Here is a 25,345-nt window from a genome sequence, read left to right on the forward strand (position 1 = left end):
AACAGGCCAAATCGCTGATTTATCGAAATCTTCCGGCGCCATCCCAGGGCCGCGGCGTCCTTGACCGCATCGGCGTTCTGGCGACGGCAAGGTTAAGCCGGCGCCGCGGGAGGTAGGCGGCGTCAAACTACGGCGGGGCGCCTCGCGCCTTCGCTGGATAGAAGTCCTGGGATCTGAGCCGAGATGGTCGGAGCGGCGGGATTTGAACCCACGACCCCTTGTCCCCCAGACAAGTGCGCTACCAGGCTGCGCTACGCTCCGACCGGAAACCGGCTACCGCCGGCGGGGCCGCCGAACGGCGGCTGCTCTTCTATATAGACAGCGCCGCCGGCTGGCAACGGCGCAGGTGGACGGCCACGCGCGCTATTCGGAGGGGGACGGCTGTGTTGCCGCGCGCAGCATCTCGCGCAACTCGGTCAGCTCGCGGCGCAGCGCCTCGAGCTCGCGGCGCTGCTCGACGGAGAGGCCCGACGCCGGCCCGGCGGCCGGACCGCTGCGGCCCTCGATCCGGGCCGCAACCGACGCGGTCTCAGATTGCCGCGGTCCGCCTTCGCGAAGCAGGCGCTGCACTCCTTTGATCGTGTAGCCGTCGGCGTAGAGCAGATCGCGGATGTGCTGAAGTAGCTGGATGTCCTCGGGGCGGTAGTAGCGCCGCCCCCCGCCCCGTTTGAGAGGCTTAACCTGGCTGAACTTGGTCTCCCAGAAGCGCAGCACGTGCTGCGGTACCTCGAGATGCTGCGAGACTTCGCTGATCGTGCGAAAAGCCGCATCCGATTTTGCATTGCGTCGCGTTGTCGCCATGACCGTTCAATCACTCTCCGCTATGCATCGGGCCGGCTGGAGGCCTGGACGGCCCGCCGCTGTCGCACGCTTCAAGACTCTTCCGACGAGGAGCCGAGCAGCATCTGGTTGATGCGGTTCTTCAGAACGTGGGAGGCGCGAAAGACCAGGACCCGCCGCGGCAGGATCGGCACCTCCTCGCCGGTCTTCGGGTTGCGCCCGATGCGCTTGCCCTTCTGGCGCACAGAGAAGCTGCCGAACGACGAGATCTTGACCATCTCGCCGCGAACCAGCGCGCTGGAGACCTCGCTCAGCACGGATTCGACCAGCTCGGCCGATTCGTTGCGTGAAAGCCCAACCTCTTGATAGACCGCCTCGCTCAGATCCGCGCGCGTGACCGTATGTCCGGTCATAGAGCCCTCCCATACCAATTATCACAACAGGTTAGACCATGCTCGCGAGGTGGTCAATTAACCATGACTGTCTCAAGGCTTGATTGTAGACCGGGCGCCCATCCCGCCCCGGGAGTCCGGTGGGACTCTACCAGCGGATCAGTGCCGACCCCCAGGTGAAGCCGCCGCCCATGGCCTCGACCAGGACCAGATGACCGGGCTGAATCCGGCCGTCGGAGGCTGCTTCCGCCAGCGCCAGGGGGATCGACGCCGCCGAGGTGTTGGCGTGGCGGTCGACCGTGACCACGACCCGCTCCTCGGGCAGGTCGAGCCGCTGAGCCATCGACTCGATGATGCGGAGGTTGGCCTGATGCGGCACGAGCCAGTCGATGTCCTCGGGCTTCAGGCCGTTGGCCGCCAGGGCGGCGTCTACCGCCTCGCTCATGCGAACCACAGCGTGCCGATAGACTTCGCGTCCCGCCATGCGCAGCAGCCCGGTCGTACGGGTCGAGGACGGGCCACCGTCGACGTAGAGCGCGTCGTGGTGGCGGCCGTCGGAATAGACGTGGGTCGAGAGCACGCCGCGGTCCGCGGCCCGGCCCTCGCCCTCGCCCGCCTCCAGGACGACCGCGCCGGCACCATCGCCGAACAGCACGCAGGTGCCGCGGTCTTCCCAATCGAGAATGCGCGAGAAGGTCTCGGCGCCGACGACCAGGGCCTTTTTCGACTGGCCGGAGCGGATGAAGTTGTCAGCGACGGCCAGGGCGTAGATGAAACCGCTGCATACCGCCTGAACATCGAAGGCCGCGCCGCGCGTCATGCCGAGATGCGCCTGAATGCGGGTCGCCGTGGCGGGAAATGTCTCGTCGGGGGTGGCGGTTGCGCAGACGATCAGATCGAGGTCGTCGCCGGCAATACCGGCCTGGCGCAGCGCCTCGTTGGACGCCTCGACGCCCAGGTCCGACGTCAGTTCACCCTCGGCGGCAATGTGCCGTTGACGAATCCCGGTCCGCTTGCGGATCCAATCGTCCGAGGTGTCGACTCTCGCCGCCAGGTCTTGATTGGTGAGGACTTCTGCTGGCAGGTAGGCACCGCAGCCGGCCACCTTGGAACGAATCGTCATCCTGAGGCCGCCACCTACTCCGCCGCCGGACGCTGGCTGAGCGAACTGCAGACCATCCGGGTCCGTTCGAGGTAATCCTGGTTCACCATATCCACCGCGACGCCGATGGCGTTGGCGAAGCCGATCGCGTCGGTGCCTCCGTGGCTCTTGACCGCGATCCCGTTGAGCCCCAGGAACACCGCCCCGTTGTAGCGCCGCGGGTCGACCCGCATGCGCAGCTTGTTGAGCGCGGTCCGTGCGAAGACGTACCCGATGCCTGCCAGGAGCGAGGACCTGAAGGTGCGCCTTACGTATTCGTTGATCAACTTGGCCGTGCCCTCGGCGCTCTTCAGCGCAATGTTTCCGGTGAACCCGTCGGTGACGACCACGTCCACGGTGCCCTTGGCGATGTCGTCGCCTTCGATGAAGCCGGTAAACTGCCCTTCCAGATCCGATTCGCGCAAGATCGCCGCCGCCTCGTGGAGCGCTTCGTGGCCCTTCATCTCCTCCGAGCCGACATTGAGCAGGCCTATGCTCGGCTGGTGGACCCCTAGGACCGTGCGGGCGAAAGCCGTCCCCATCACGGCGAAGTCCACCAGGTTCTTGGCGTCGCAGTGGACGTTCGCTCCTAGGTCAAGCATCACTGATTCGCCCTTCAGCGTCGGGAAGAACGAGGCGATAGCCGGCCGGTCGATCCCCGGCAGGGTCTTCAGGACGAACTTCGACATGGCCATCAGCGCGCCGGTATTGCCGGCCGACACCACGCCCAGGGCTTTGCCTTCCTGGACCGCGTCTATCGCTTTGCGCATCGAGGAGTTTCGCCCGGAGCGCAGGGCGGTCGAGGGCTTCTCGTCGCCCGCGACCACGTCTTCGACGGGCACAATCTTGGCGACATTGGCCAGACGCTTCATGCCGGACAGCAACGGCGCGATCTCCCGCTCGCGGCCGAACAGCAAAAACTCCAACTGCGGATAGCGCTGGCTGGCAATGTTGGCGCCTCGCATCACGACCTGCGGGGCGTGGTCCCCGCCCATCGCGTCCAGGGCCAAAGTCAGTTGGGCACTCAAGGAGTTATGTTCCCGATCCTGATTGCGGGCTGTCCGCTGCCGCGACACCGCCCCTCAGGTCAAGCGACGTCCGCCTCGACCACCTCGCGACCATCATAATAGCCGCAAGCGGCACAAACATGATGAGGGCGCTTCAATTCGCCGCAGTTCGGACACTCGGCGTAGTTCGCCGACGGCAGTGCGTCGTGCGCCCGTCGCTGGTTGCGTCGCGACTTCGAAACCTTCTTCTTGGGTACAGCCATCGTTTTCGTCTTTCCGTGTCAAATCGCTCGTGATTGGCAGCCTGCGGCAACCGCTCCTTAGCCAAGATTGCGAGCCGCGGCAAGCCCGGCCGCGGCCCAAGGGTCGCCTAGCTGCTTCCCTTCAAACTCTTCAGTACGGCGAAGGGCGACCTGCTGGTCTCCTCGCCGCTCCACTCCCCAACCTTCATCCTGGCGCCTTCGCGCCGGGGATAGGGCTCCAGCGCCAAGGCCAGGTGTTCCGTCACCAGCTCGCCGATATCCACAGCGCCGTCGACAATCGGCTCCGGCGGATCCTCGGCATCGAGATCGATCAGCTCTTCCGCGACCGGCCGCCCGGCGGGCGCCGCTCCGAAGAGCTGCGAGAACTTATGCTCGACGGTGCTGAGCACCGGCTCGAGCGTGACAACGCACGCCTGCCGAACGGTCGCCGAGAGCGTCCCACTGACCCGAAACGAGCCGTCGTGCGGGAGACGGCGCAGATCCACCCGGGCGGAGAGCTCGTCCAGCGCGATCAGGCCGAGCCGCCGTGCCAGAAGAGCCCGTTCTGGCCCTGTCGCCTCGATCTCCTCGGTGGTCTCGTCACCCAGGTCAACAATCTTGATACGACGCGAAAACTCATTCTGCGCCGGGACCTGAACGGCCATACTCGACTCTGCCTTGTGGCGTGCGGCGCGCACATTAGGCAAGCGAATCGCCGTGGTCAACGGCTTTTGGTACCGCCGCCGCCTAGGGCCGCGGGGCCTCAATCAGTAGGATTCGACCGGCGCGCCGGAGACCTGAGGTTGAAGATCAACAACATACATACAATTTTACACCGTCTTACGCGGGCACGGAGCCGAAACGCAACTGGCCGGCGGCCAGTTCGGCGGCCGGCCGCTGGCCGAGAGCCGCGACCTCACCCCTGACGTAGCCCGCCATCCGTTCCACGTCTCGGCTGCTTGGACTGACCGTGCCAAAGAGATTGCGCTGCAATGCCTGTTCGAGGCTATCCGGCCCGCCGCCCAGAGCTGATTCATAGGCGCCGATACGGCCGTAGAGGCCCCGGATCATGGCCTTCACCCGCTTTCCCACGCCGAGGTCGCCCGCGCCCATCTCGCGCAGGCTGGCATCCATATCCTGCACGAAGATATCGAACAGGGCCTGCCCGAGGTCGCCCGCATCACCGGTGCCTTCAGTCTTCAGCCGATGGAGAACAAGGAACACGTGAAGGGCTACCAATTCGAAACGTCCGTCGACCGTATCTGGGACTCCGCCAGCCTGATAGAAGCTGGGCAGCCGCGCCTGCCGGACGATCTCGTCGTAAAGATCCCGGGCGGGATCGGCGGCCGGCGCCTTTCCGAACAGCTTCGCTATAGCCAAATCACCCCTCCTAAACCGCGTCTTAACGAATTTATCACGGCAGGCCGGCATCCTACCGCTTGAATTCTTACGCTCGTCCTGCTTAATCGTATCATCCCAATACAGGATCGGTCGCATGAGAGCCCGATTCGCTTGGTTAACGGACAGGCCGAAAATTGAAAGTCGGAACCAAATTCAATCCTAGGTCTTGCGGCGCGGCGTTCGTCGTGACCGCCGCATTGGTGCTGGGCGGCTGTGCCCAGGACAAGGTGCACGGGAACTTCATCGATCCGGAGGTCGTGGCCGCAATCAAGCCGGGCGCGCAGCGCCGGCAGGACGTCGTGAGCATGCTCGGCTCCCCCTCGGCCCTGTCCACCTTCGAGGGCGACACTTGGTTCTACATCGGCCATAGAAGTCACCAGTACGCCTTTTTCAATCCTACGGTCCTGGAGCGTCGGATCCTGGTCATCAGCTTCGATGAGAACGGCGTGGTCGAGGAGACCAGGAACCTCAGCCTGGCCGACGCCAACGAGATCAGCCCAACCGACCGGGTCACGCCGACCGAAGGCCGCGACCTGACGCTGCTTCAGCAGCTGTTCGGCAACCTGGGCCGCTTCCCGACCGAAGGGTTCGGGGCTCCCGGGGGGAGCGGCGGGCGCCCGCCCACCGGGCCCTGATCCGCCGCCGGCCCCGCCAGCAATAGTCCCAAGAAAAAACCCCGGAGCAGAGCCCCGGGGTTCGCCGAGCGTTTCGCAGTTCCTTAAGCCGTTGGCGTCAGACCAGAGTCACCGGATTTGATGGACCGCCTTTGGCGATGCCATCAAACCTGGGTCCGCCTTAGTGCGCCAGGGCGGCGAGCAGGAGCAGCGCGACGATGTTGGTGATCTTGATCATCGGATTCACCGCGGGCCCCGCGGTGTCCTTGTAGGGATCGCCGACGGTATCGCCGGTCACCGCGGCCTTGTGGGCCTCCGAGCCCTTGCCGCCGTGCTGGCCGTCCTCGATGTACTTCTTCGCATTGTCCCAGGCGCCGCCGCCCGCGGTCATGGAGATCGCCACGAAGAGGCCGGTGACGATAACGCCGAGAAGCATCGCACCGACGGCGGAGAAGGCCGCCGACTTCCCGGCGATGGCGAGGATCACGAAGTACATGACGATCGGCGCTAGCACGGGCAGCAGCGACGGCACGATCATCTCCTTGATCGCCGCCTTGGTCAGCATGTCGACGCAACGGCCATACTCGGGCTTGCCCGTCCCCTCCATGATGCCGGCGATCTCCTTGAACTGCCGGCGAACCTCGACGACCACGGAGCTGGCCGCGCGTCCGACCGCCGTCATGCCGAGCGCGCCGAACAGGAAGGGCAGCAGGCCGCCCATGAAAAGGCCGACCACGACGTAGGGGTTGGACAGGGAGAAGTCGACCTCGACTCCCTCGAAGTAGGGGAACTGACCGGGGTCGTTCGAGAAGAAGTTGAGGTCCTGGGTATAGGCCGCGAAGAGCACCAGGGCGCCGAGACCCGCCGAGCCGATCGCGTATCCCTTGGTCACCGCCTTGGTGGTGTTGCCCACGGCGTCCAGGGCGTCGGTCGTATTGCGCACCTCTTCGTCCAGCTCGGCCATCTCCGCGATGCCGCCGGCGTTGTCGGTCACCGGACCGTAAGCATCGAGGGCGACCACCACGCCAGTCAAGGCGAGCATGGCGGTCACGGCGACGGCGATGCCGAGCAGACCGGCCAGCAGGTAGGTGATGATGATTGCCGCGCAGATGATAACGGCCGGGATGGCGGTGGCCTCCATGGAGACCGCGAGCCCCTGAATGACGTTGGTGGCATGGCCGGTCTCGGACGCCTTGGCGACCGAGCGCACCGGGCGGTAGTCGGTGCCGGTGTAGTACTCGGTCACCCAGATGATCAGGCCGGTTACGATCAAGCCGACCAACCCGCAGATGAAGAGCGCGTTGCCCGTGATGCCGGAGTTGGCGATCTCGCCGGTTCCGATGATCCAGGCGGTCACGGGATAGAGCGCAATCGCGGAGGCCACACCGGTCACGAGGAAGCCCTTGTAGAGCGCGCCCATGATGCTCTTGGAGGGACCGAGGCGCACGAAGAACATGCCGATCACTGAGGTGATGATGCAGACCGCGCCGATCGCGAGCGGATAGAGCATCAGCGACGCCATGGCCTCGGTGCCGTTGAACAGCAACGAGGAGAGCACCATGGTGGCGACGACGGTGACCGCATAGGTCTCGAAGAGGTCGGCTGCCATGCCGGCGCAGTCGCCGACGTTGTCGCCCACGTTGTCGGCGATGACCGCCGGGTTCCTGGGATCGTCCTCGGGGATCCCCGCCTCGACCTTGCCGACGAGGTCGGCGCCGACGTCGGCGCCCTTGGTGAAGATCCCGCCGCCCAGACGCGCGAAGATCGAGATCAGCGAGGCGCCGAAGCCGAGCGCCACGAGGGCGTCGACCAGTTCACGGCCTTGGGAATCGCTCGCCAGGAGGTAGGCGTAGTAGCCGGCCACGGACAGCAGCGCGAGGCCCGCGACCAGCATGCCGGTGACGGAGCCTGCCCGGAAGGCGATCGAGAGACCCTCGTCCAGGCCCCGGCGAGCGGCCTCGGTGGTCCGCACGTTAGCGCGGACCGAAATGTGCATGCCGATGTAGCCGGCCGCTCCGGAAAGGGCGGCGCCGATCAGGTAGCCGATGCCGACCGTGAGCCCGAAGACCCAGGTGATGATCACGAAGATCACGATCCCGACCAGCCCGATCGTTCGGTACTGGCGGTTGAGATAGGCCTTGGCGCCCTCCTGGACCGCTCCGGAGATCTCCTGCATCCGCTCGTTGCCGGCGGCCGCGGACAGCACCGAGCGCGACGCCCAGACCCCATAGACAATCGCCAGCACGCCGCAGGCGAGGACAAAGATCAACTCTATGGACATTGGATTCTTCCCCTGATCGAAGATCCGGCCGAAGAGGTGAGGCGGTCGATTCCCAGTGACGCCTGTCGCGGGGCCGGAGAAATGCGCGCGGAAAATGCCAGATGAGCCGGGGGAAGGCAACCGCCAGGAAGTCCTGGGCAACGCCGATGATCAAGCGGCTTCGGCGGCCTCTTGCCGGGCATGCCAGACGATCGCCGCGAGCACCAGAACGAGCGGCCCGGCGATCGTCAGATTGATCGCGAGCCACCCGAGTGACCCGTAGAGTCCGCCAGACAAGAGCGCGGTGAAGGCGACCGTGCCGAACACCAGAAGCTCGTTTGCGGCCTGGACCTTGGCCCGTTCCTCGGGCCGATAGCAGCTGGTCACCAGCGTCGTCCCGCCGACGAAGAGGAAGTTCCAGCCGATTCCCAGCAACACCAAGGCGACCCAGAATTGCCAGACCGCCTGCCCGCTCAAGTTAACGGCGATACAGCCGATCATCGAGAGGGCGCCGAGGGAGAGGATCCGCTGGACCCCGAAGCGCTGGATCAGGGCGCCGGTGAAAAAGGAAGGCGCATACATGCCGACGATATGCCATTGAATGACCGTGGCAGCGGCGTCGAAAGGGTGCCGGCAGTCGAGCATGGCCAGCGGTGTCGCCGCCATCACCAGGTTCATGGAGCCGTAGCCGACCATGGCGCAGGCTACGGCCACGATGAAGGTGGGCTGGCGCATGATCTCCGCCAGGGGCCGTCCCGCACGGCGGCGCTCGGCCGTGCTTGGCCGGGGTATGTCGATGAACTGCAGCAGCACCATGGAGGCCAGCGCCAACCCGGAGATGCAGAGGTAGCTGCCGGCGAAGAGCACGGGCGCGAGCAGCTCCCGAGACCACTTGGCCAGTTCTGGTCCGAGGAAGGCCGAGAGGACGCCGCCGGCCAGAACCAGCGAGATGGCGCGGCTGCGGAAGGTCTCGCTGGCCGTATCCGCCGCGGCAAAGCGATAGAACTGAACATGGGCCGAGAAGGCGCCGAAGATGGCCGAGGCCAGGCAGAATAGTACGAAGTCGGCCTCCAGGATCGCCTTGGCCCCGATCAGGCCGGCGGCCACGCCCAGCCCTGCGCCCAGGGTAAACCCGCTGCGCCGGCCATAGCGGCGCATGAAGAAGGAAGCGGGCGCCGCGCTCGCCATCATGGCGAGGAACTGGACCGCCAGCGGCAAGGTGATCAGGAACGCGTGGGGCGCCAGGCTGCTGCCGACCAGGGCGACCACTGTCACGATCAAGGCGCTGCAGCTCATGCCCAGGGCCTGGCAGAGGGCCAGGATGAGAACATTCTTGATCGTTGGATCGGCGCGCATGCGGCGACACTAGTGATCGCAAGCCCGCATGACACGCCTTTTCCCCGAGAGCGGCCGGTCGACGTCTCGGAGCCGGCCGCGGGAACTGGCGCCTTTACCGGGTCCTGCCCGAGGACATCGGCCTGAGCTTCTGGACCTTGGAGAGCAGCACGTCGCGCACGATGTCTCCGCCGACCAGCTGGTTGGTCCGATAGATCAGTCGTTCACGCAGCAGCGGCCTGAGATCGGGCTGCTCGCGCACGATGCGCAGCGAGAGCAGGCCGTGGAGTTCCACGATGTAGCGGTCGACGATCTTCGGCATGACCGCCTTGACCCAGTCCTTCTTCTCGGGATCGACCTCGAGCATGATCAGGACCTCGACATGGTGGGTCACCTGACCCTCCTGGATCATGGGAAGCACCAGGGGATCGAGTTCGACAAAAGGCACGATGTCGGCGTAGGCCGCCGAAGGGCTCTTGTTCGCCTTGGCTTCGACGGCGTCCACGGCAACGGCGGGATTCGGCAAGGCCGGCAGAAGGCCGGCGCAGCAAAGCAGCACAGCGAATGATCGGCGCCAAGACATCATGCCCGGTCTACCAGCTGAGGGATCCCATGCCGCGGCAGCCGAAGGCCGTCGGCCATTCAGTTTCGGCGATGCCCGATGAACAATTTATGAATTGCCGCTCAATGGCTTATGACGAGAATCAAAAGTGGCGCCAACCCGCCTCGTCGAGTTCGACCTCGCGCTCGCTGTCGTCTCTGATGCTCAGCCCCCGCGCCTTCGTCACGTTGCCGATCCGGGTGAGCGGCAGGCCCAGCTCGCGGCCGAGGGCGTCGACCGTCTCAGACGCCGCCGGCCGGACGGTGAACAAGAGCTCGTAGTCGTCGCCACCGCCGAGGATGCTCGCCAGAAGCCCGGGTTCTCGGGCCAGGGCCTCTCGGGCTGCGTCCGACAAGGGGATCAGCGGCGCGCCGACCGTCGCCCCGAGGGACGACTCCTCCAGCACGTGTGTCAGGTCCGCCGCCAGCCCGTCGGAGAGGTCGATGGCCGCGCTGGCCAGGCCCCGCTCCGCCAGCGCCTGCCCCAGGGCCAGGCGCGGCTCGGGCAGGCGATAGCGCTTGCTGAGAAAGGCGGCCGACCCGTCGGCAAGCCCGTCGAGCGTCCCGCTCAGGACCTTGAGGCCAAGGGCGGCATCCCCGACCGTGCCCGAGACGTAGATATCGTCGCCGGCGCGGGCGCTCGAACGGCGCAGAGACCGGCCCTCGGCGACGCTGCCGAGGGCCGTGATCGAGAGCGTCATAGGACCCGGCGTCGCGGTCGTGTCGCCGCCCAGCAGGGGGAAACCGTAGGCCGCCTGGTCGGCCGCCAGGCCTGCCGCGAAGCGGGCGATCCAGGCTTCCTCGGGCATGTCGGGCCAGGCCACGGTCATGAGGTAGCCCAGGGGCTCGGCCCCCATCGCCGCCAGATCGGAGAGATTGACGCGCAGAGCCTTGCGCGCCACCAGATCGGCTGGGTCGTCTTCGCGGAAATGCACCCCGCAGGTCAGCGCGTCGGCGGTCAAGACGAGATCCCGGCCGGGCGGCGGCGTGATCACGGCCGCGTCGTTGCGCAGCGCCTCGGCACCGGGTACGCCGGCGGCGAGCGGCGCCAGATAATGCCTGATCAGTTCGAACTCACCGACCATCGACCGGCTCCTCAGGTCAGGCCCGGAGCGGACTCGCTGAGGTCGAACTCTTCGGGGCGGAGCTGGCGGGCCAGGCTGTCCAGGACGCCGTTGGCAAGGCCGGTCTCCTTGCGCTCGAAGAACCCTTCGGCCAGGTTGACGTACTCGGCGATCACGACCCGGGCCGGTATGTCCGGGCGGTACGCCAACTCGTAGGCGCCCGCCCGCAACAGCACCTTCAGCAGGGTCTCAAGGCGCTCGACCGGCCAGTCCTCCGCCAGCACGGCCGAAAGAAGGTCGTCCAGGGATCCGCGTTCCGCCGCCCCGCGGCTGACCAGGTCCGCCAAGAGCTCTCGGTCGGCCTGATCCAAGCGGAGCCCCTCGATCGTCTCGTCGAGCCGGTGCTCGAGGAACTCGCCCAGCACCGTCTCCGCCGAGCTGCCGGAAAGCTCGATCTGGTATAGCGCCTGAACCGCGCCCAGTCTGGAGGCCCGCCTGCGCGACGACGCCGAGGCCGGGCCCCGCCCCTTCTCCGATGGTTGCTTCACGACCATGACCGGACGGGCCCCCACTAGCGCGGGAAGAGGTGGAAGAAGCGCTTGACCTCGATCATGGCCAGGCAGGCCCGGGCGGCGTCGCCGCCCTTGTCGCGCTCGCTGACCCTGGCTCGCGCCATGGCCTGTTCGTGGTTCTCGCAGGTCAGGATGCCGTATCCAATGGCCAGCGTGAACTCACAGGCGAGATCCTGGAGCTTTCTGGCGCTCTCGGCGCAAACATAGTCGTAGTGGCTGGTTTCACCGCGGATGACGCAGCCCAGCGCGACGAAGCCGTCATAGCGCCGCTGGCCGCCGCGGAAGTCCATGGAGCGCAGGGCCATGCGCACGGCGGCCGGGATCTCGAAGGCGCCCGGCACGGCGACCGTCTCGTAGCCGGCCCCGGCCTCGTCGAGGACGGCGCTGGCCCCGCGCAGCAGCTCGTCGGCGATATCCTGATAGAAGCGCGCCTGGATGATCAGGATGCGGGGGGGCTCGCTCACGCGCTCTCTTCTTCCGCTAACTCGATCGGGCGCTGCTCAACCACGGTCAGGCCGTAGCCTTCGAGCCCGACGATGGTCCGCTGGGTGTTGGACAGCAGGATCATGTCCTTGACCCCGAGATCCAGCAGGATCTGGGCACCGACACCATAGTCGCGCAACTCCTCCCGCGGCCCTTGGGTCCCCTGCATGCTGGCCTGCACGAAGTTCAGCAGGCTCTTCGGCGAGGGCTCTCTGATCAAAACCACGACGCCGCGTCCGGCCTTCTCGATCATCCGCATGGACTGGTGCAGCTCGCCGCCCTTGCTGCCCTCTTCCCGGCCTAGCACGTCGTTGAGGACATTGACCGCGTGCATGCGGACCAGAACCGGCTCGTCGGACGATAGGTCGCCCTTCCACAGCGCCAGGTGCTCGGCATAGGCGACCGTGTTGACGTAGACGGCCATGTTGAAATTGCCGCCGTAGCGGCTCGTGAAGCACGTCTCGGCCCGGCGCTCCACGATCCGGTCGTGACGTCGGCGATAGGCGATCAGATCGGCGATCGTCGCGATCTTAAGCCCGTGGCGCTGGCAGAACGCGATCAGGTCGTCGCGCCGGGCCATGCCGCCGTCGTCGTTCATGATCTCGCAGATGACGCCGGCCGGGGTCATCCCGGCGAGCCGGGCGATATCGACCGCGGCCTCGGTATGCCCGGTCCGCACCAGGACGCCGCCGTCGCGGGCCACCAGGGGAAAGACGTGGCCTGGCGTCACGATGTCCTCGTTGCCTTTGGACGGGTCGATCGCGGTGGCGATCGTATGGGCCCGGTCGGGCGCCGAGATGCCGGTGGTCACCCCTTCGCGGGCCTCTATCGACACGGTGAAGGCGGTCTGGTGGCGCGACTCGTTGCGCTGGGCCATGAGGGGCAGCTGCAGCTGGTCGACCCGTTCCCTGGTCATGGCGAGGCAGATCAGGCCGCGTCCGAACTTGGCCATGAAATTGATCGCCTCCGGCGTCGCCATCTGGGCCGGGATCACCAGGTCGCCCTCGTCCTCGCGATCCTCGTCGTCGACCAGCACGAACATGCGCCCGTTGCGCGCCTCTTCGATGATCGCGTCGATCGGGGACACAAGCTCCCGGAAGGTGACCCGCCAAGGGTCCAACTGCGGCTTCGCCATCTTCTACGCCCTGTTCAAAAGCCGCTGAACGTAGCGCGCCAGGAGGTCGATTTCCAGGTTCACGCGCACGCCCGCCTCGAGGCTGCCCAGGGTGGTCCGCTCCGCTGTATGGGGAATGATGTTGACGCCGAAAACGACCGCGCCGTCCGCCTCGTCCCCGACCTCGTTAACCGTCAGCGAGACCCCGTCGAGCGCCAGCGAGCCCTTGGACGCGACGAAGCCCGCCAGCGCCGGCGGTGCCCGGAAGCGCAGCCGCAGGGAATCGCCTTCGGGCGCCCGGTCGATCAGGGTCGCCGTCCCGTCGACATGGCCGGAGACCAGGTGGCCGCCCAACTCGTCGCCCATGCAGAGCGCGCGTTCGAGGTTGACCACGCGGCCCGGCGTCCAGTCGCCAAGGGTGGTCAGGCCGAGGGTCTCGGCTGAGGCGTCGACCGCGAACCAGCCCGGGCCCTTGTCGACCACGGTCAGGCAGGTCCCCGAGCAGGCGATCGACGCGCCCAGCTCGATCGCCCCGGTGTCGTAGGCCGTCTCCAGCGTGAAGCGCGTATCGCCGCGCTTCTCGACTTCCCGGACCCGCCCAAGGTCGGTGATGATTCCCGTGAACATGGCGGAATACCTATAGGCAGCGGCGGTAGGTTTCCACCCCATCGTCGCCGGCCTGGCCGCTCTCGACCAGCTCGAAGCGGGGCGCGCCGTCAAGGCCGGCCAGGCCCAGCGCCGCTACCGCGCTTGTGCCGTCGCCGCCGATGATCTTGGGCGCGCGAAACCAAACGAGGCGATCGACCAGATCCCGGCGCAGCAAGGCTGCCGCCAGCCGTCCCCCGCCCTCGACCAGAAGGCTGTTGAGGCCGCGTTGGCCGAGCGCCTCGAGCAGGCCGACCAGGCAGGGATGGCCGCCATCGTCCGCCGCCAGGCGCAGCACCTCGCAGCCGGCCGCGGTAACGGCGGCGGCCGCCGCCTCGTCGGCGGTATCCGTGGCGACCACCAGGGTCGCCTGGACCCGGCTGCGGGCGACCAGGTCGTGCTCCAGGGGCAGTCGGAGCCGACTGTCCAGAACGATGCGCAGGGGCTTGCGGCCGGCCAAGCCGGGCAGCCGCACGTCCAGGCGAGGATCGTCCAGGAGCGCCGTCGCGCCGCCGACCATAACCGCGTCGTGCCGCGCGCGGAGCAGGTGGCCGCGCGCCCGGGCCTCGGGTCCGGTGATCCAGCGGCTCTCGCCCTCGGCGGTGGCGATCCGGCCGTCCAGGGTCGTGGCGAGCTTGAGGGTTACGAGCGGCCGCCCTTCGGTCTGGCGTAGGAGGTAGCCGGCGTTGACCTCGGCGGCCGCCTCGGCCAGCAGCCCGACCGAGACCTCGAGGCCCGCCGCCCGAAGCGCCGCGGTCCCCGCGCCGGCGACCCGCGGATCCGGATCTTCCAGGGCGATCAGACAGCGCGTGACGCCGGCAGCGATCAGAGCGTCGCAGCACGGCGGGGTCTTGCCGTGGTGAGAACAGGGCTCCAGGGATACGTAAGCCGTGGCGCCCCGTGCGGCGTCGCCGGCCCGCCGCAGCGCCTCGGTCTCGGCATGGGGGCGCCCGCCCGGCTGGGTCCAGCCGCGTCCGACGACACGGCCGTCGCGGACCAGGACGCAGCCGACCGCCGGATTGGGCGCGACCTGCCCGAGGCCGCGCCTGGCCAGAGCCAGCGCCGCCGCCATGTGGCTCCGGTCCTGTTTGTCAGTCGCCGTCTTCGCCGCCGAGCTTCTCAATAAAGGCCTCGAAGTCACGAACTTCATGGAAGTTTCGATAGACCGAGGCGAAGCGGACGTAGGCGACCTGGTCGAGGCTGGCCAGGGCGTCCATGACCAGTTCGCCGATCACCTGGCTCTTGATCTCCGCTTCGCCCGAGCTCTCAAGACGGCGCACGATGCTGTTGACGACCCGTTCGATGCGCTCGCCATCGACCGGACGCTTCTGCAGCGCGATGTTCATCGAGCGAAGAAGCTTGTCCCGGTCAAAGGCCTGCCGCTGGCCGGTGGTCTTGACCACCGTCAGCTCGCGCAGCTGGACCCGCTCGAAAGTGGTGAAGCGGGCGCCGCAGTTGGGGCACTGCCGCCGCCGACGGATCGCGGAGTTGTCCTCCGTCGGCCGCGAGTCTTTGACCTGCGTGTCTTCGTTTCCGCAGAACGGGCAGCGCATCGTGACTGGGCTCTACTAGGCGATCGGCTTCAGTTGTCCCCTAGAGGTTGGGGTAGATCGGGAACCGCCGGCACAAGGCGCGGACTTCCTCGCGCACCGCCGCCTCCGTGGCCCCGTTGTCTTCGGGATTGGCCGCGAGCCCGTCGAGCACCTGGCTGATCAGCTCGCCGACCTTGCGAAACTCGGCCGGCCCGAAGCCGCGGGTGGTCGCCGCCGGTGTGCCCAGACGGATGCCCGAGGTCACCATCGGCTTCTCCGGATCGAAGGGCACGCCGTTCTTGTTGCAGGTGATGCCGGCCCGGTCGAGGCTGAGCTCGGCGTCCCGGCCGGTGAGCCCCTTGGGCCGCAGGTCGACCAGCATGAGGTGGGTATCGGTGCCGCCGGAGACCATGTCGCAGCCGTTCTCCACGAGGACCGAGGCGAGCACCTTGGCGTTCTCGACGACCGTGCTGCAGTAGGCCCGGAAACTGGGCTTCAGCGCCTCGCCGAAGGCCGCCGCCTTCGCCGCGATCACGTGCATCAGGGGGCCGCCCTGAAGGCCCGGGAAGAGCGCGGAATTGATCTTCTTGCCGATGTCCAGGTCGTTCGTCAGCACCATGCCGCCCCGGCCGCCGCGCAGCGTCTTGTGGGTGGTCGAGGTCACGACGTCGGCGTGCGGCAGCGGGCTGGGATGCACGCCGGCGGCCACCAGGCCTGAGAAGTGGGCCATGTCGACGTGGAACAGCGCGCCGACCTCCTTGGCGATGCGCGCAAAGCGCTCGAAGTCGATGATCCGGGGATAGGCCGAACCGCCGGCGATGATCATGCGCGGTTTGTGCTCCCTGGCCAGCGCCTCGACCTCGTCGAAGTCGATCAGGCCGTCCTCCTTGCGCACGCCGTACTGTACCGCATTGAACCACTTGCCAGAGAGATTGGGCGCGGCGCCGTGGGTCAGGTGTCCGCCCGCCGAGAGCGACATCCCGAGGATGGTGTCGCCCGGCTTGCAGAGCGCCAGCATGACGCACTGGTTGGCCTGCGCGCCAGAGTGCGGCTGCACGTTGGCGAACTCGCAGTCGTACAGCTTCTTGACCCGGTCGATCGCGAGCTGCTCGGCCACGTCGACGAACTCGCAGCCGCCGTAATAGCGGCGCCCCGGATAGCCTTCGGCGTATTTGTTGGTCAGCACCGAGCCCTGGGCCTCCAGAACGGCGCTGGAGACGATGTTCTCGGAGGCGATCAGCTCGATCTGCTCCTGCTGGCGCTGCAACTCGGCGCGAACAGCGGCGGCGAGTTCCGGGTCGCTCTCGGCGAGGCTGGCGGAGAAGAAGCCGCCGTCTACGAATTCGCGGGCATCTGCTAGGCTCATGGTCGTTCCCTCTAGTCTCCTGACCTTACGCGGTCTCAAATGAGTCGATCTTGGCGATCCGCCGCTCGTGGCGGCCGCCTTCAAACTCGGTCTCGAGAAAGGTCCTGAGACAGCCCTTCGCCACCTCGGACCCGATCAATCGTTCCCCCAGCGCCAAGACATTGGCATCATTGTGTTGCCGCGCCAAGCGCGTGGAGGTCTCGTCGTGACAGACCGCCGCCCGGATTCCGCGGTGGCGATTGGCGGCCATGGCGATGCCGATCCCCGTTCCGCAGACCAAGACGCCCACCTCGGCCCGACCGGCGCCGATCGCCTGAGCGACCGCCGCGGCGAAATCCGGATAGTCGACCGAGTCGAGAGTGTCTGTCCCCATATCCAATACGTCGCGCCCGAGCGCGCGGATTTCCGCCGCGAGCAGAGTCTTCATTTGAAAGCCCGCATGGTCGGACGCGATGGCAATCGGCTTTTCGGTCATGTCACGATCCTGACTGCCGCACCCGAGACCGTCTCGGCAGCCGGGCTGAAGCCCGCGCACCCCGGCAGGAGGCGGGACGCTACCATATGTGACGTGCCCGCGAAAGCCCGCCACTAGCTGTTGGATCGGCCGCGTGCCGGCGGGGCGGAGGGCGAGAAGAGCCGTCGGCGATCGGCGCGGCCCGACGGGAAAGACCCCACCCCCAACCAAGCACTGTTTTTGCGCTATATTGGGCCTTGTGCCCCGGTCTCTTTCTCACCAGAGGTTTCTACTGATTTTTCCTTGCGCCCTGTAAGGCGATCATTTGCAAGGAAATAAATCATTATTTGGTTTCGCTCGATTTTCGTTTGACACAAAGGAATTCAGGTGTACTTTCGAAAACTTGACAATGAAATTTTTGCAAGAGTGCAAGCAATGACCTCAAATGAAGGGGACTTGGTATCTCCGGCGGAGTTACTGCGCATGACTTCGGACGTCGTAGCCGCCTATGTAAGAAATAATACTTTAAAGACGGCCGAGCTCGGCAGCGTCATCGAGACTGTCCACGGTTCGCTCTCGAACTTGAACGGAGCGCCCTCCCCCAAGCCGGAGGAGCAGAAGCCGGCGGTCTCGATCCGGCGCTCGGTGACCCCCGATTACATCGTCTGTCTGGAGGACGGGAAAAAGCTGAAGATGCTGAAGCGGCATCTCAGGACCACCTACGACATGTCGCCCGAGGAGTACCGGAGCAAATGGGGGCTGCCCGCCGACTACCCGATGGTGGCGCCGAACTACGCCCGGCAGCGCTCGGACTTCGCCAAGAAGATCGGTCTCGGCCGGGACGCCAAGAAGCGCGGCGGGCGCCGCTGAACCGCTCGGTTGGCAGGGTTCCGCCGATCTCCTAGCGGTATCGGCGCGGGCCGCCGCCGTTGGTCTGGCCGGCTTTGCGCCCCAGCACGAACTCGAGCTTGCGGATGGCCTGACGCTGCAGGGCTTCCTCGCCTGCCGCGGGATCGCCGACGATCGACACTTCGGTCAGGGAAACTGGATCGACCGCCGAGACCTTGACGTAGGCGCCGACCGGGTGGAATTCGATCAGGACTTCCTGCAACTGGGAGGTGGGGAGCCGGGGCATGGGGCCGATCCTTTCGGGCCGATTTCAAGAAATCGTTAACGCCGCCGCACCGTGCCTTGTTGCTTGATGCTTTTCCGCCAAGGGCAATCGACTATGATAGCGGCGGCTCAAGACCAGCATTCCGAGAGGTTCAAAGATGTCCGCCGCCGAAAGCGCTGTGCAGACCGCACCGGCCGCCGCCCCCGCGTCCACCAAAGCGAGCTTCGCCTGGGAAGACCCGCTGCTGCTCGATGACCAGCTGAACGAGGAGGAGCGCATGCTGCGCGACGCGGCGCGCGACTATTGCCAGGACAAGCTCATGCCCCGGATCCTCGAAGCCAACCGCCACGAACGCTTCGACCCCGAAGTCATGCGCGAGATGGGCGAGCTCGGGCTGCTCGGGCCGACCATTCCCGAAGCCTACGGCGGCGCCGGCGTCAACCACGTCAGCTACGGCCTGATCGCACGCGAGGTCGAGCGGGTCGACAGCGCCTACCGCTCGGCCATGAGCGTCCAGTCCAGCCTGGTCATGCACCCGATCTTCGCCTACGGCACCGAGGAGCACCGCCGCAAGTATCTGCCGCGGCTGGCCACGGCCGAGTTGGTCGGCTGCTTCGGGCTGACCGAGCCGGACCACGGCTCGGATGCCGGCGGCATGAAGACCCGCGCCCGCAAGGTCGACGGCGGTTACCGCATCACCGGCAGCAAGATGTGGATCACCAACTCCCCGGTGGCCGACATCCTGATCGTCTGGGCCAAGAGCGACCCCGACGGCAAGATCCGCGGCTTCATCCTGGAGCGCGGCATGGAGGGCCTCTCGACCCCGAAGATCGAAGGCAAGTTCTCGCTGCGCGCCTCGGTCACCGGCGAGATCGTCATGGACGAGGTCTTCGTGCCGGAAGAGAACCTGCTGCCCGGCGTCGAGGGGCTGAAGGGCCCGTTCGGCTGTCTCAACAAGGCGCGCTTCGGCATCTCCTGGGGCGCCCTGGGGGCGGCGGAGTTCTGCTGGCACGCGGCCCGTCAGTACACCCTCGACCGCAAGCAGTTCGGCCGGCCCCTGGCCGCCAACCAGCTGATCCAGAAGAAGCTCGCCGACATGCAGACGGAAATCGCGGTCGGGCTCCAGGCGGTGCTGCGGCTCGGACGTCTGCTCGACGAGGGGCGCGCCGCCCCCGAGATCATCTCGCTGTGCAAGCGCAACTCCTGCGGCAAGGCCCTGGAGATCGCACGAACGGCGCGCGACATGCACGGCGGAAACGGCGTGGCAGACGAGTACCACGTAATCCGCCACGTCATGAACCTGGAGGCGGTGAATACCTACGAGGGCACGCACGACATCCACGCCCTGATACTGGGCCGGGCCCAGACCGGACTCCAGGCCTTCACCGGCTGACCGCCGGTTCCAGGCGGGTAGCGCCCACGCGAACGGCTCGGATCGACCCGAGCCGTCACCTGGTTGGTTGACGAATGATCGCTGAGAAAGGACGGCTGCGCCGTCCGCAGTGTCTCTACGCGGCGGCCGGACTGGCGACGCCGTAGCGGTGCGGCGTGGCCCAGAATTGGCCGAGGCGCCGCAGCGTGGAATTGGCGCCGTCGAGGGTGTCCGCAGAGAGCTGGGCGTCGTCGAGCATCCCCGACTGGGCCTGGAACAGCTGGTCGAGCTGGCGCGAGATGGCCAGGCCCTTCTCGGCGGCCCGGACGTGGAAGGACCGGCGGTCGTGGGGCGAGCGCTCCTGGATCAGATAGCCGTTCTCGACCATCTTCTTGACGTTGTAGGAGACGTTCGAACCCAGGTAGTAGCCGCGCTGGGTCAGCTCGCCCACCGTCAGCTCCTCCTCGCCGATGTTGAACAGGATCAGCGCCTGGACGTTGTTCAGGTCGCGGACGCCGATGCGGTCAAGCTCAGCCTTGACGACTTCGAGGCACTGGCGGTGCAGGCGTTCGATTAGCGAAATCGTTTCCAGGTATGCTGTCTTCACGACCGACTCCCACGACTCATTGGTTCCTGCTCGGATCACCGCTGGGTGAAACCAAAATCATGGTAGTCTCAGGTCGGTTAAAGAGCGCTTAAACGCGCTAAATTTACGCCTAATTCCCTGGACAGGCTCACTTTCCTGCGATCAATCTGATGATCGCCGAGTAGTCGAGCTCGCCCTGCCCGCTGTTTACCATAACCGTGTAGAGGGCGGCCGCTGCGGCGCCCAATGGCGTCGCGACCCCGGCCTCGCTCGCGGCGGTCTGGGACAGCTTCAGGTCCTTCTGCATCATCGCGGCGGCGAAGCCCGGCTGGTAATTCCGGTTGGCGGCCGAGGTCTCAACGATTCCCGGCACCGGCAGGTGATTCAACATGGCCCAGCAGGAGCCCGAGGAGACCGAGCTGATGTCGAACAGCTTGCGGTGCTCCAGACCCAGGCCCTCGGCCAGGTTGAAGGCCTCGGAGATGCCGACCATGGTGATGCCCAGGATCATGTTGTTGCAGACCTTGGCGGCCTGGCCGGTTCCGGGACCGCCGGCGTGGACCACGTTGCGGCCCATGATCTCCAGGAAGGGCTTGGCCCGCTCGAAGGCGGCCTCCGGCCCGCCGCACATGAAGGTCAGGGTGCCTGCGTCGGCGCCCGCCACCCCGCCGGAAACCGGCGCGTCGATCATCAGGTGGCCGGCCGCGGCAGCGGCCTCGTGGACCGCGCGGGCGCTGGCCACGTCGATGGTCGAACTGTCTATCATCAGGCTGCCCGACGCCGCCTTGGCGACCAGCCCCTCCGGGCCGAGATAGCTGCTCCGGACGTGTTCGCCGGCCGGCAGCATGGTGACCACCACCTCGGCGCCGGCGACCGCGTCGGCGGCGCTGGCCGCGCTCTTCACCCCGGCCGCGGCGGCCGCCTCGACCGCCGCCGGCACGACATCGAACCCGGTCACGCCGTGTCCGGCCGCGACCAGGTTCCTGGCCATGGGCCCGCCCATGTTGCCGAGACCGATGAATGCGATCGATGCCATGGTTCTCTCCCCCTCGGATCACTCCCTGCGCCGGCAGCTTAGACAAAAGAGCCGACGCTGTCGCGGTTCAGGCCCCGCGACAGCGCCAAACCTAAGACCCTGGTCGCCTCATCTCTCGTCGAGCGCTGCCGCGACTTGCACCAGGTCGACGAAACCGGCGCGGTAACCCTCGTGGTCCTCGCCCAGTGCCGAGCGGGCGAGTTCGACGACGTCATCGTAGCGGAAGCCCTCGAGCTGGCCGCCCCGCAGGATCTGACCGAAGGCGGCGACGGCCGCGGCGAAACGCAGGTCCGCCGAGTTCCAGTCGCCGACGTCGTGCAGCAGCGCGGCCGACAGCGGCTGCTCGATCACCCGGCTGGGACCGCCTTCCGGACTCTTGTAACGGAGCGCGACGAAGGCGAACTCGGCGGAGACCGGGTGCATCGGCTCCCAGATGACTGTCTTCCAGGCGTCGCGGTAGCGGAGCGGCTCGCTCCAGGCACGGCCATGCACCGCCAGCTTGATCTCGTAGAGTGCCGTTACCGCGTGACCAGCGCCGATCTCGCCGGCGTCGACCCGGTCGTCGCCGAAGTCGCGCGGCTTCAGCGCGCGGTTCTCGTAGCCAATCAGCCGGTAGGACGAGATCACCGCAGGGTTGAACTCGACCTGCACCTTAACGTCCTCGGCGATGGTCAGGAGGGTCGCATTGAGCGACTCGACAAGCACCTTCCGGGCCTCGCTGAGGCGGTCGATGTAGGCGTAGTTGCCGTTGCCCACGTCGGCCAGCTGCTCCATCAGGTGCTCGTTGTAGTTGCCGGTTCCGAACCCCAGGGTGGTCAGCGCTATGCCGCTGTCGCGCTTCTCCTCGATCATGCGCTTCAGCGCTTCGACATCGCTCACACCGACGTTGAAATCGCCGTCGGTCGCCAAGATGACCCGGTTGATCCCGCCTTCGATCCAGCCCCGGCCGGCGGTGCGGTAGGCCAGCGCCAGCCCGGCGCCGCCGGCCGTGCTGCCCTCGGCCCGCAGGCTATCCAGCGCCTGGAAGATCCGGTCCTTGCGGGCGCCCGATGTCGGCTCCAGGACGACCCCCGTGGAGCCCGCGTAGACCACCAGGGCGATGCGGTCCCGGGCCGTGAGCTCCCCAGCCAGCATCTTCAGGGAACGCACCAGCAGCGGCAGCTTGTCGGCCGAGGCCATCGAGCCCGATACGTCGACCAGGAAGACCAGGTTGGCGGCGGGCCTCTGATCGCGTTGCACCTCGTAACCCTTGATGCCGATGCGCATCAGGTAGCTCTCCTGGTCCCAGGGCGTCGGCGTCACGTCGGCTGTCACGCTGAACGGCCGGTCGAGACGGCGGGGCGCGGGATAGTCGTAGGGGAAGTAGTTGATCAACTCCTCGACACGGACCGCGTCGCGCGGCGGCATGCTGCCGGCTTCAAGCATGCGCCGGATGTTGGCGTAGGCACCTGTGTCGACATCGACGCTGAAGGTCGAAACCGGCTGCTCGAGAACGCGCGCCTCCCGGTGATCCTCGAAAGCCTGGTAGCGCTCTCCGCCGGCCGCCTCCCGCCCGGCGTCTTGGAAGCGGGACGTCGCCGGCGCGGCCGGGGACTGGATCGCGGGCCGGCTGTAGGCGTTCTCGTCGTTGGCGCAGCCGAGTGGGATCAGCGCGGTGAATAAGGCAAGCGGAATGAGAGGCGCTCTTGTTGCTCGCATGACAAACCTTCCCTGTGCATTGCGGAAATACGTTTCAGGGTAAGGCGGCGCGCATGGCGCGGATGTGGCGGGAAAGCGGCGAAAAACCGGGCAGCGCCGCGGAACCGGCCTAGTCGAATGTCAGGTCGCCGTCGTCGCGCGGGGAAAAATGGGCGGCGACCATCTCGTCGGTCACCTCCTCGAGCTTTGCCGGCCGCCACTTGGGCGCCCGGTCCTTGTCGATCACGGCCGCGCGGATGCCCTCGGCGAGGTCGTGGCCGGCGACGCAGGCCCGGGCAAGGCGGTACTCCATCACCATGGCCTGGTCGAAGTCGAGCGCGAGCCCCTGACGCAGCTGGCGCAGGGTGAGCTTCAGGCTGGTCGGCGAGCAGCGCTCCAGCAGCCCCCGACGCGTCTCCTCCGCCCAGGCCGAGCCTTCGGCCTCGAGCGCGGCCAGGATCGCCGCTACCGTGTCCTGCGAGAAGCAGCGGGCGATCGCCGCGCCGTGCTCGGCGAGCGGCGCCAATCCCGGCTCCCCGGCCGCCTCGGACAGCACCTGCGTCGCGGTGGCGTCGAGATCGTCCGACCAGTCGGCGGCGGCCAGGGCTTCGACCAGCGCGTCCATGCCCGCCGCCTCGACGTAGTCGCTGGCGATGCCGGTGAAGCGGCAATCCGCCGCCTTGATCCGCGCACCGGTAAGGCCGAGGTAGGTGCCGAGCGAGTCCGGCAGCCGCGGCAGGAAGTAGGAGCCGCCGACATCGGGAAACAGGCCGATGCCGGTCTCGGGCATGGCGAAGAGCGTGCGCTCGGTCGCGACCCAGTGACTGCCGTGCGCCGAGATCCCCACGCCGCCGCCCATCACCAGCCCGTCGACCAGGGAGATGACCGGCTTGGAGAAGTGGAAGAGTGCCCGGTTCATGCGGTACTCGGCGTGAAAGAACTCGGCCGCGGCACGGCCGTCGCCGCGCGCCGACTGGTAGATTGCGACCACGTCGCCGCCGGCGCAGAAGGCCCGCTCGCCGGCGCCGCGGATTACCACGGCGGCGACACCGGGGTCCTCGTCCCACCTGCCCAAGAGATCGAAGATCTTGAGGCACATGGCGCGGCTCAGCGCGTTGAGCGCCTTGGGCCGGTTCAGCGTCACCACGACCAGGGGTCCGCGCCGTTCGATCAGCAGTTCGGGCTCGGCACTCATGCTCGGTCTCTCCAGTCCTTGTCGTCTTCGGGGGGTCAGTCGCCGAGCAGCCGCCGGGCGATGATCAGCCGCATGATCTCGTTGGTGCCTTCCAGGATCTGGTGCACCCTGACGTCGCGCAGGTGGCGCTCGATCGGGTAGTCGCGCAGATAGCCGTAGCCGCCGTGCAGCTGCAGCGCCGCGTTGCAGACCTCGAAGCCGGTGTCGGTCGCGAGGCGCTTGGCCATGGCGCAGAACCGGGTCGCCTCGGGCTCGCCCCGATCGAGGGCGTCGGCCGCCCGGTAGAGCAGCAGACGCGCGGCTTCCAGCTCCGTCGCCATGTCGGCCACCTTGAACTGGAGCGCCTGGAACTCCGAGAGCTTGCGGCCGAACTGGCGGCGCACGCCGAGGTGTTCCCGCGCCGCGTCGAGACAGGCGCGGGCGGCGCCGAGCGAGCAGGCGCCGATGTTGAGGCGGCCGCCGTCGAGGCCCGACATGGCGATCTTGAAGCCCTCGCCTTCTTCGCCCAGGCGGTTCGCGGCCGGCACCCGGGCGTCCTCGAAGATCACCATGGCGGTCGGCTGGCTGTTCCAGCCCAACTTGCGCTCCTGCTTGCCAAAGGAGAGCCCCGGCGTGTCCTTGGGCACCACCAGAGCCGAGATGCCCTTCGGCCCCTCCCCGCCGGTCCGACACATGACCACGTAGAGGTCGCTGCGACCGCCGCCCGAGATGAAGGCCTTGGTGCCGTTGAGGACGTAGTCGCCGCCGTCCAGGCGGGCCCCGGTCTTGAGCGCGGCCGCGTCGGAACCTGCGCCGGGCTCGGTCAGGCAGTAGCTGGCGAAGTGATCCATGGCCATGAGCGGCGGCAGGAAGTCGTGGCGCTGGGCGTCCGTGCCGAAGCGGTCGATCATCCAGGCCGCCATGTTGTGGATCGAGATGTAGGCCGCGGTCGAGGTGCAGCCGGCGGCGAGCTCCTCGAAGATGATCGCGGCGTCGAGCCGGCCGAGGGCCGAACCGCCGACGTCCTCGCGGCAGTAGATCCCGCCGAAGCCGAGCGCGGCCGCTTTCCTCAGCGCCTCTTCCGGAAAGATCTTCTCGGCGTCCCAGCGGTCCGCCTCGGGCGCCATCTCCTGGGCCGCGAAATCCCGCGCCACGTCGCGGAAGGCGCGCTGTTCCTCGGAGAGCTCGAAGTCCATGGCGGTTACGGGATTATGGTTGCGGCGCAGGCGGATCATAGGTCCGGACAGGCCCCTGTCAACGCGGCCGCCGGTCGCCGAGTGCCGCCGCTAGAGCCCCCTGAGGGGCCGTTTAGGCGATAGTACGGAGGTTTTAAATTGCAATCCTGGCTCCCTAGCCCTGAAACCCGTCAGGCTGTATGGTTAAC

At 67.0% G+C, this 25,345-nt stretch carries 28 protein-coding genes and 1 tRNA gene; 3 read left to right on the forward strand and 26 right to left on the reverse strand.

Features of this window, described 5'->3' with window-relative positions; translation table 11 throughout:
- Positions 1 to 184: 184 nt before the first annotated feature.
- The 8 genes from QNJ67_08790 to QNJ67_08825 all read right to left on the reverse strand — a co-directional run bounded on the left by QNJ67_08790 (position 185) and on the right by QNJ67_08825 (position 4,942).
- Positions 185 to 261 (reverse strand) — tRNA-Pro (locus tag QNJ67_08790).
- 102 nt (positions 262 to 363) lie between these two features.
- On the reverse strand, positions 364 to 801 hold the full coding sequence (locus QNJ67_08795; protein ID MDJ0609062.1) for a MerR family transcriptional regulator: 438 nt from the start codon (positions 799 to 801) through the stop codon (positions 364 to 366).
- Positions 802 to 872: 71 nt separating this feature from the next.
- Positions 873 to 1,193: an integration host factor subunit alpha gene (locus QNJ67_08800; GenBank protein ID MDJ0609063.1), complete on the reverse strand. Its 321-nt coding sequence runs from the start codon at positions 1,191 to 1,193 to the stop codon at positions 873 to 875.
- Between the two features lie 127 nt (positions 1,194 to 1,320).
- The gene (locus QNJ67_08805; GenBank protein MDJ0609064.1) at positions 1,321 to 2,295 is read right to left on the reverse strand and encodes a beta-ketoacyl-ACP synthase III; all 975 of its coding nucleotides are present in this window, start codon (positions 2,293 to 2,295) and stop codon (positions 1,321 to 1,323) included.
- 14 nt (positions 2,296 to 2,309) lie between these two features.
- Positions 2,310 to 3,341 carry a phosphate acyltransferase PlsX gene (gene plsX / locus QNJ67_08810; protein ID MDJ0609065.1) on the reverse strand — a complete coding sequence of 344 codons (1,032 nt, stop codon included), beginning with the start codon at positions 3,339 to 3,341 and terminating at the stop codon, positions 2,310 to 2,312.
- A 59-nt stretch (positions 3,342 to 3,400) separates the two neighbouring features.
- The gene (rpmF, locus tag QNJ67_08815; protein MDJ0609066.1) at positions 3,401 to 3,583 is read right to left on the reverse strand and encodes a 50S ribosomal protein L32; all 183 of its coding nucleotides are present in this window, start codon (positions 3,581 to 3,583) and stop codon (positions 3,401 to 3,403) included.
- 107 nt (positions 3,584 to 3,690) lie between these two features.
- A complete protein-coding gene (locus QNJ67_08820; GenBank protein MDJ0609067.1) occupies positions 3,691 to 4,227 on the reverse strand; it encodes a DUF177 domain-containing protein in 537 nt (178 codons plus the stop codon).
- A 175-nt stretch (positions 4,228 to 4,402) separates the two neighbouring features.
- Positions 4,403 to 4,942 (reverse strand): ubiquinol-cytochrome C chaperone family protein, encoded by a 540-nt coding sequence (locus QNJ67_08825; GenBank protein ID MDJ0609068.1) that lies wholly within the window; start codon positions 4,940 to 4,942, stop codon positions 4,403 to 4,405.
- A gap of 206 nt (positions 4,943 to 5,148) precedes the next feature.
- Here QNJ67_08825 and bamE point away from each other — a divergent pair, with 206 nt between their 5' ends.
- Positions 5,149 to 5,598: an outer membrane protein assembly factor BamE gene (gene bamE / locus QNJ67_08830; GenBank protein ID MDJ0609069.1), complete on the forward strand. Its 450-nt coding sequence runs from the start codon at positions 5,149 to 5,151 to the stop codon at positions 5,596 to 5,598.
- A gap of 160 nt (positions 5,599 to 5,758) precedes the next feature.
- Here the strand turns inward: bamE and QNJ67_08835 are convergent, their stop codons facing one another.
- The 12 genes from QNJ67_08835 to rpiB all read right to left on the reverse strand — a co-directional run bounded on the left by QNJ67_08835 (position 5,759) and on the right by rpiB (position 17,023).
- Positions 5,759 to 7,858, reverse strand: a complete 2,100-nt coding sequence (locus tag QNJ67_08835) for a sodium-translocating pyrophosphatase (GenBank protein ID MDJ0609070.1) — start codon at positions 7,856 to 7,858, stop codon at positions 5,759 to 5,761.
- A 150-nt stretch (positions 7,859 to 8,008) separates the two neighbouring features.
- Positions 8,009 to 9,193 carry an MFS transporter gene (locus tag QNJ67_08840; GenBank protein ID MDJ0609071.1) on the reverse strand — a complete coding sequence of 395 codons (1,185 nt, stop codon included), beginning with the start codon at positions 9,191 to 9,193 and terminating at the stop codon, positions 8,009 to 8,011.
- Positions 9,194 to 9,287: 94 nt separating this feature from the next.
- A complete protein-coding gene (locus tag QNJ67_08845; GenBank protein MDJ0609072.1) occupies positions 9,288 to 9,677 on the reverse strand; it encodes a hypothetical protein in 390 nt (129 codons plus the stop codon).
- Positions 9,678 to 9,876: 199 nt separating this feature from the next.
- Complete coding sequence (gene thiL, locus QNJ67_08850; GenBank protein MDJ0609073.1) at positions 9,877 to 10,857, reverse strand: thiamine-phosphate kinase; 981 nt, start codon at positions 10,855 to 10,857, stop codon at positions 9,877 to 9,879.
- An 11-nt stretch (positions 10,858 to 10,868) separates the two neighbouring features.
- The gene (gene nusB / locus QNJ67_08855; GenBank protein MDJ0609074.1) at positions 10,869 to 11,390 is read right to left on the reverse strand and encodes a transcription antitermination factor NusB; all 522 of its coding nucleotides are present in this window, start codon (positions 11,388 to 11,390) and stop codon (positions 10,869 to 10,871) included.
- A gap of 17 nt (positions 11,391 to 11,407) precedes the next feature.
- Positions 11,408 to 11,872, reverse strand: coding sequence for a 6,7-dimethyl-8-ribityllumazine synthase (locus tag QNJ67_08860; GenBank protein MDJ0609075.1), 465 nt, complete (start codon positions 11,870 to 11,872; stop codon positions 11,408 to 11,410).
- Positions 11,869 to 13,026: a 3,4-dihydroxy-2-butanone-4-phosphate synthase gene (ribB, locus tag QNJ67_08865; protein ID MDJ0609076.1), complete on the reverse strand. Its 1,158-nt coding sequence runs from the start codon at positions 13,024 to 13,026 to the stop codon at positions 11,869 to 11,871. The genes QNJ67_08860 and ribB overlap by 4 nt, the downstream gene beginning before the upstream one ends.
- Positions 13,027 to 13,029: 3 nt before the next feature.
- The gene (locus QNJ67_08870) at positions 13,030 to 13,632 is read right to left on the reverse strand and encodes a riboflavin synthase (protein ID MDJ0609077.1); all 603 of its coding nucleotides are present in this window, start codon (positions 13,630 to 13,632) and stop codon (positions 13,030 to 13,032) included.
- 10 nt (positions 13,633 to 13,642) lie between these two features.
- The gene (gene ribD / locus QNJ67_08875) at positions 13,643 to 14,800 is read right to left on the reverse strand and encodes a bifunctional diaminohydroxyphosphoribosylaminopyrimidine deaminase/5-amino-6-(5-phosphoribosylamino)uracil reductase RibD (protein MDJ0609078.1); all 1,158 of its coding nucleotides are present in this window, start codon (positions 14,798 to 14,800) and stop codon (positions 13,643 to 13,645) included.
- The gene (nrdR, locus tag QNJ67_08880; protein MDJ0609079.1) at positions 14,742 to 15,203 is read right to left on the reverse strand and encodes a transcriptional regulator NrdR; all 462 of its coding nucleotides are present in this window, start codon (positions 15,201 to 15,203) and stop codon (positions 14,742 to 14,744) included. Before nrdR ends, ribD begins: the two co-directional genes overlap by 59 nt.
- Positions 15,204 to 15,243: 40 nt before the next feature.
- On the reverse strand, positions 15,244 to 16,548 hold the full coding sequence (gene glyA / locus QNJ67_08885) for a serine hydroxymethyltransferase (GenBank protein MDJ0609080.1): 1,305 nt from the start codon (positions 16,546 to 16,548) through the stop codon (positions 15,244 to 15,246).
- 25 nt (positions 16,549 to 16,573) lie between these two features.
- Positions 16,574 to 17,023: a ribose 5-phosphate isomerase B gene (gene rpiB / locus QNJ67_08890; protein MDJ0609081.1), complete on the reverse strand. Its 450-nt coding sequence runs from the start codon at positions 17,021 to 17,023 to the stop codon at positions 16,574 to 16,576.
- 462 nt (positions 17,024 to 17,485) lie between these two features.
- Between rpiB and QNJ67_08895 the strand changes: the two genes are divergently transcribed.
- Positions 17,486 to 17,872, forward strand: coding sequence for a MucR family transcriptional regulator (locus QNJ67_08895; protein MDJ0609082.1), 387 nt, complete (start codon positions 17,486 to 17,488; stop codon positions 17,870 to 17,872).
- 31 nt (positions 17,873 to 17,903) lie between these two features.
- Here the strand turns inward: QNJ67_08895 and QNJ67_08900 are convergent, their stop codons facing one another.
- The gene (locus tag QNJ67_08900; GenBank protein ID MDJ0609083.1) at positions 17,904 to 18,137 is read right to left on the reverse strand and encodes a hypothetical protein; all 234 of its coding nucleotides are present in this window, start codon (positions 18,135 to 18,137) and stop codon (positions 17,904 to 17,906) included.
- A gap of 136 nt (positions 18,138 to 18,273) precedes the next feature.
- Between QNJ67_08900 and QNJ67_08905 the strand changes: the two genes are divergently transcribed.
- Positions 18,274 to 19,509 (forward strand): acyl-CoA dehydrogenase, encoded by a 1,236-nt coding sequence (locus tag QNJ67_08905; protein MDJ0609084.1) that lies wholly within the window; start codon positions 18,274 to 18,276, stop codon positions 19,507 to 19,509.
- 115 nt (positions 19,510 to 19,624) lie between these two features.
- Here the strand turns inward: QNJ67_08905 and QNJ67_08910 are convergent, their stop codons facing one another.
- The 5 genes from QNJ67_08910 to QNJ67_08930 form a co-directional block, all read right to left on the reverse strand.
- Positions 19,625 to 20,095, reverse strand: a complete 471-nt coding sequence (locus QNJ67_08910; GenBank protein ID MDJ0609085.1) for a MarR family transcriptional regulator — start codon at positions 20,093 to 20,095, stop codon at positions 19,625 to 19,627.
- Positions 20,096 to 20,222: 127 nt separating this feature from the next.
- A complete protein-coding gene (mmsB, locus tag QNJ67_08915) occupies positions 20,223 to 21,110 on the reverse strand; it encodes a 3-hydroxyisobutyrate dehydrogenase (protein ID MDJ0609086.1) in 888 nt (295 codons plus the stop codon).
- A gap of 108 nt (positions 21,111 to 21,218) precedes the next feature.
- Positions 21,219 to 22,808 (reverse strand): VWA domain-containing protein, encoded by a 1,590-nt coding sequence (locus QNJ67_08920; GenBank protein ID MDJ0609087.1) that lies wholly within the window; start codon positions 22,806 to 22,808, stop codon positions 21,219 to 21,221.
- A 109-nt stretch (positions 22,809 to 22,917) separates the two neighbouring features.
- Positions 22,918 to 23,982 (reverse strand): enoyl-CoA hydratase/isomerase family protein, encoded by a 1,065-nt coding sequence (locus QNJ67_08925; GenBank protein ID MDJ0609088.1) that lies wholly within the window; start codon positions 23,980 to 23,982, stop codon positions 22,918 to 22,920.
- Positions 23,983 to 24,017: 35 nt separating this feature from the next.
- The gene (locus tag QNJ67_08930) at positions 24,018 to 25,157 is read right to left on the reverse strand and encodes an isobutyryl-CoA dehydrogenase (protein MDJ0609089.1); all 1,140 of its coding nucleotides are present in this window, start codon (positions 25,155 to 25,157) and stop codon (positions 24,018 to 24,020) included.
- Positions 25,158 to 25,345: the final 188 nt, after the last annotated feature.

This window comes from Kiloniellales bacterium, assembly GCA_030064845.1.
Classification (GTDB): Bacteria; Pseudomonadota; Alphaproteobacteria; order Kiloniellales; family JAKSDN01; genus JASJEC01.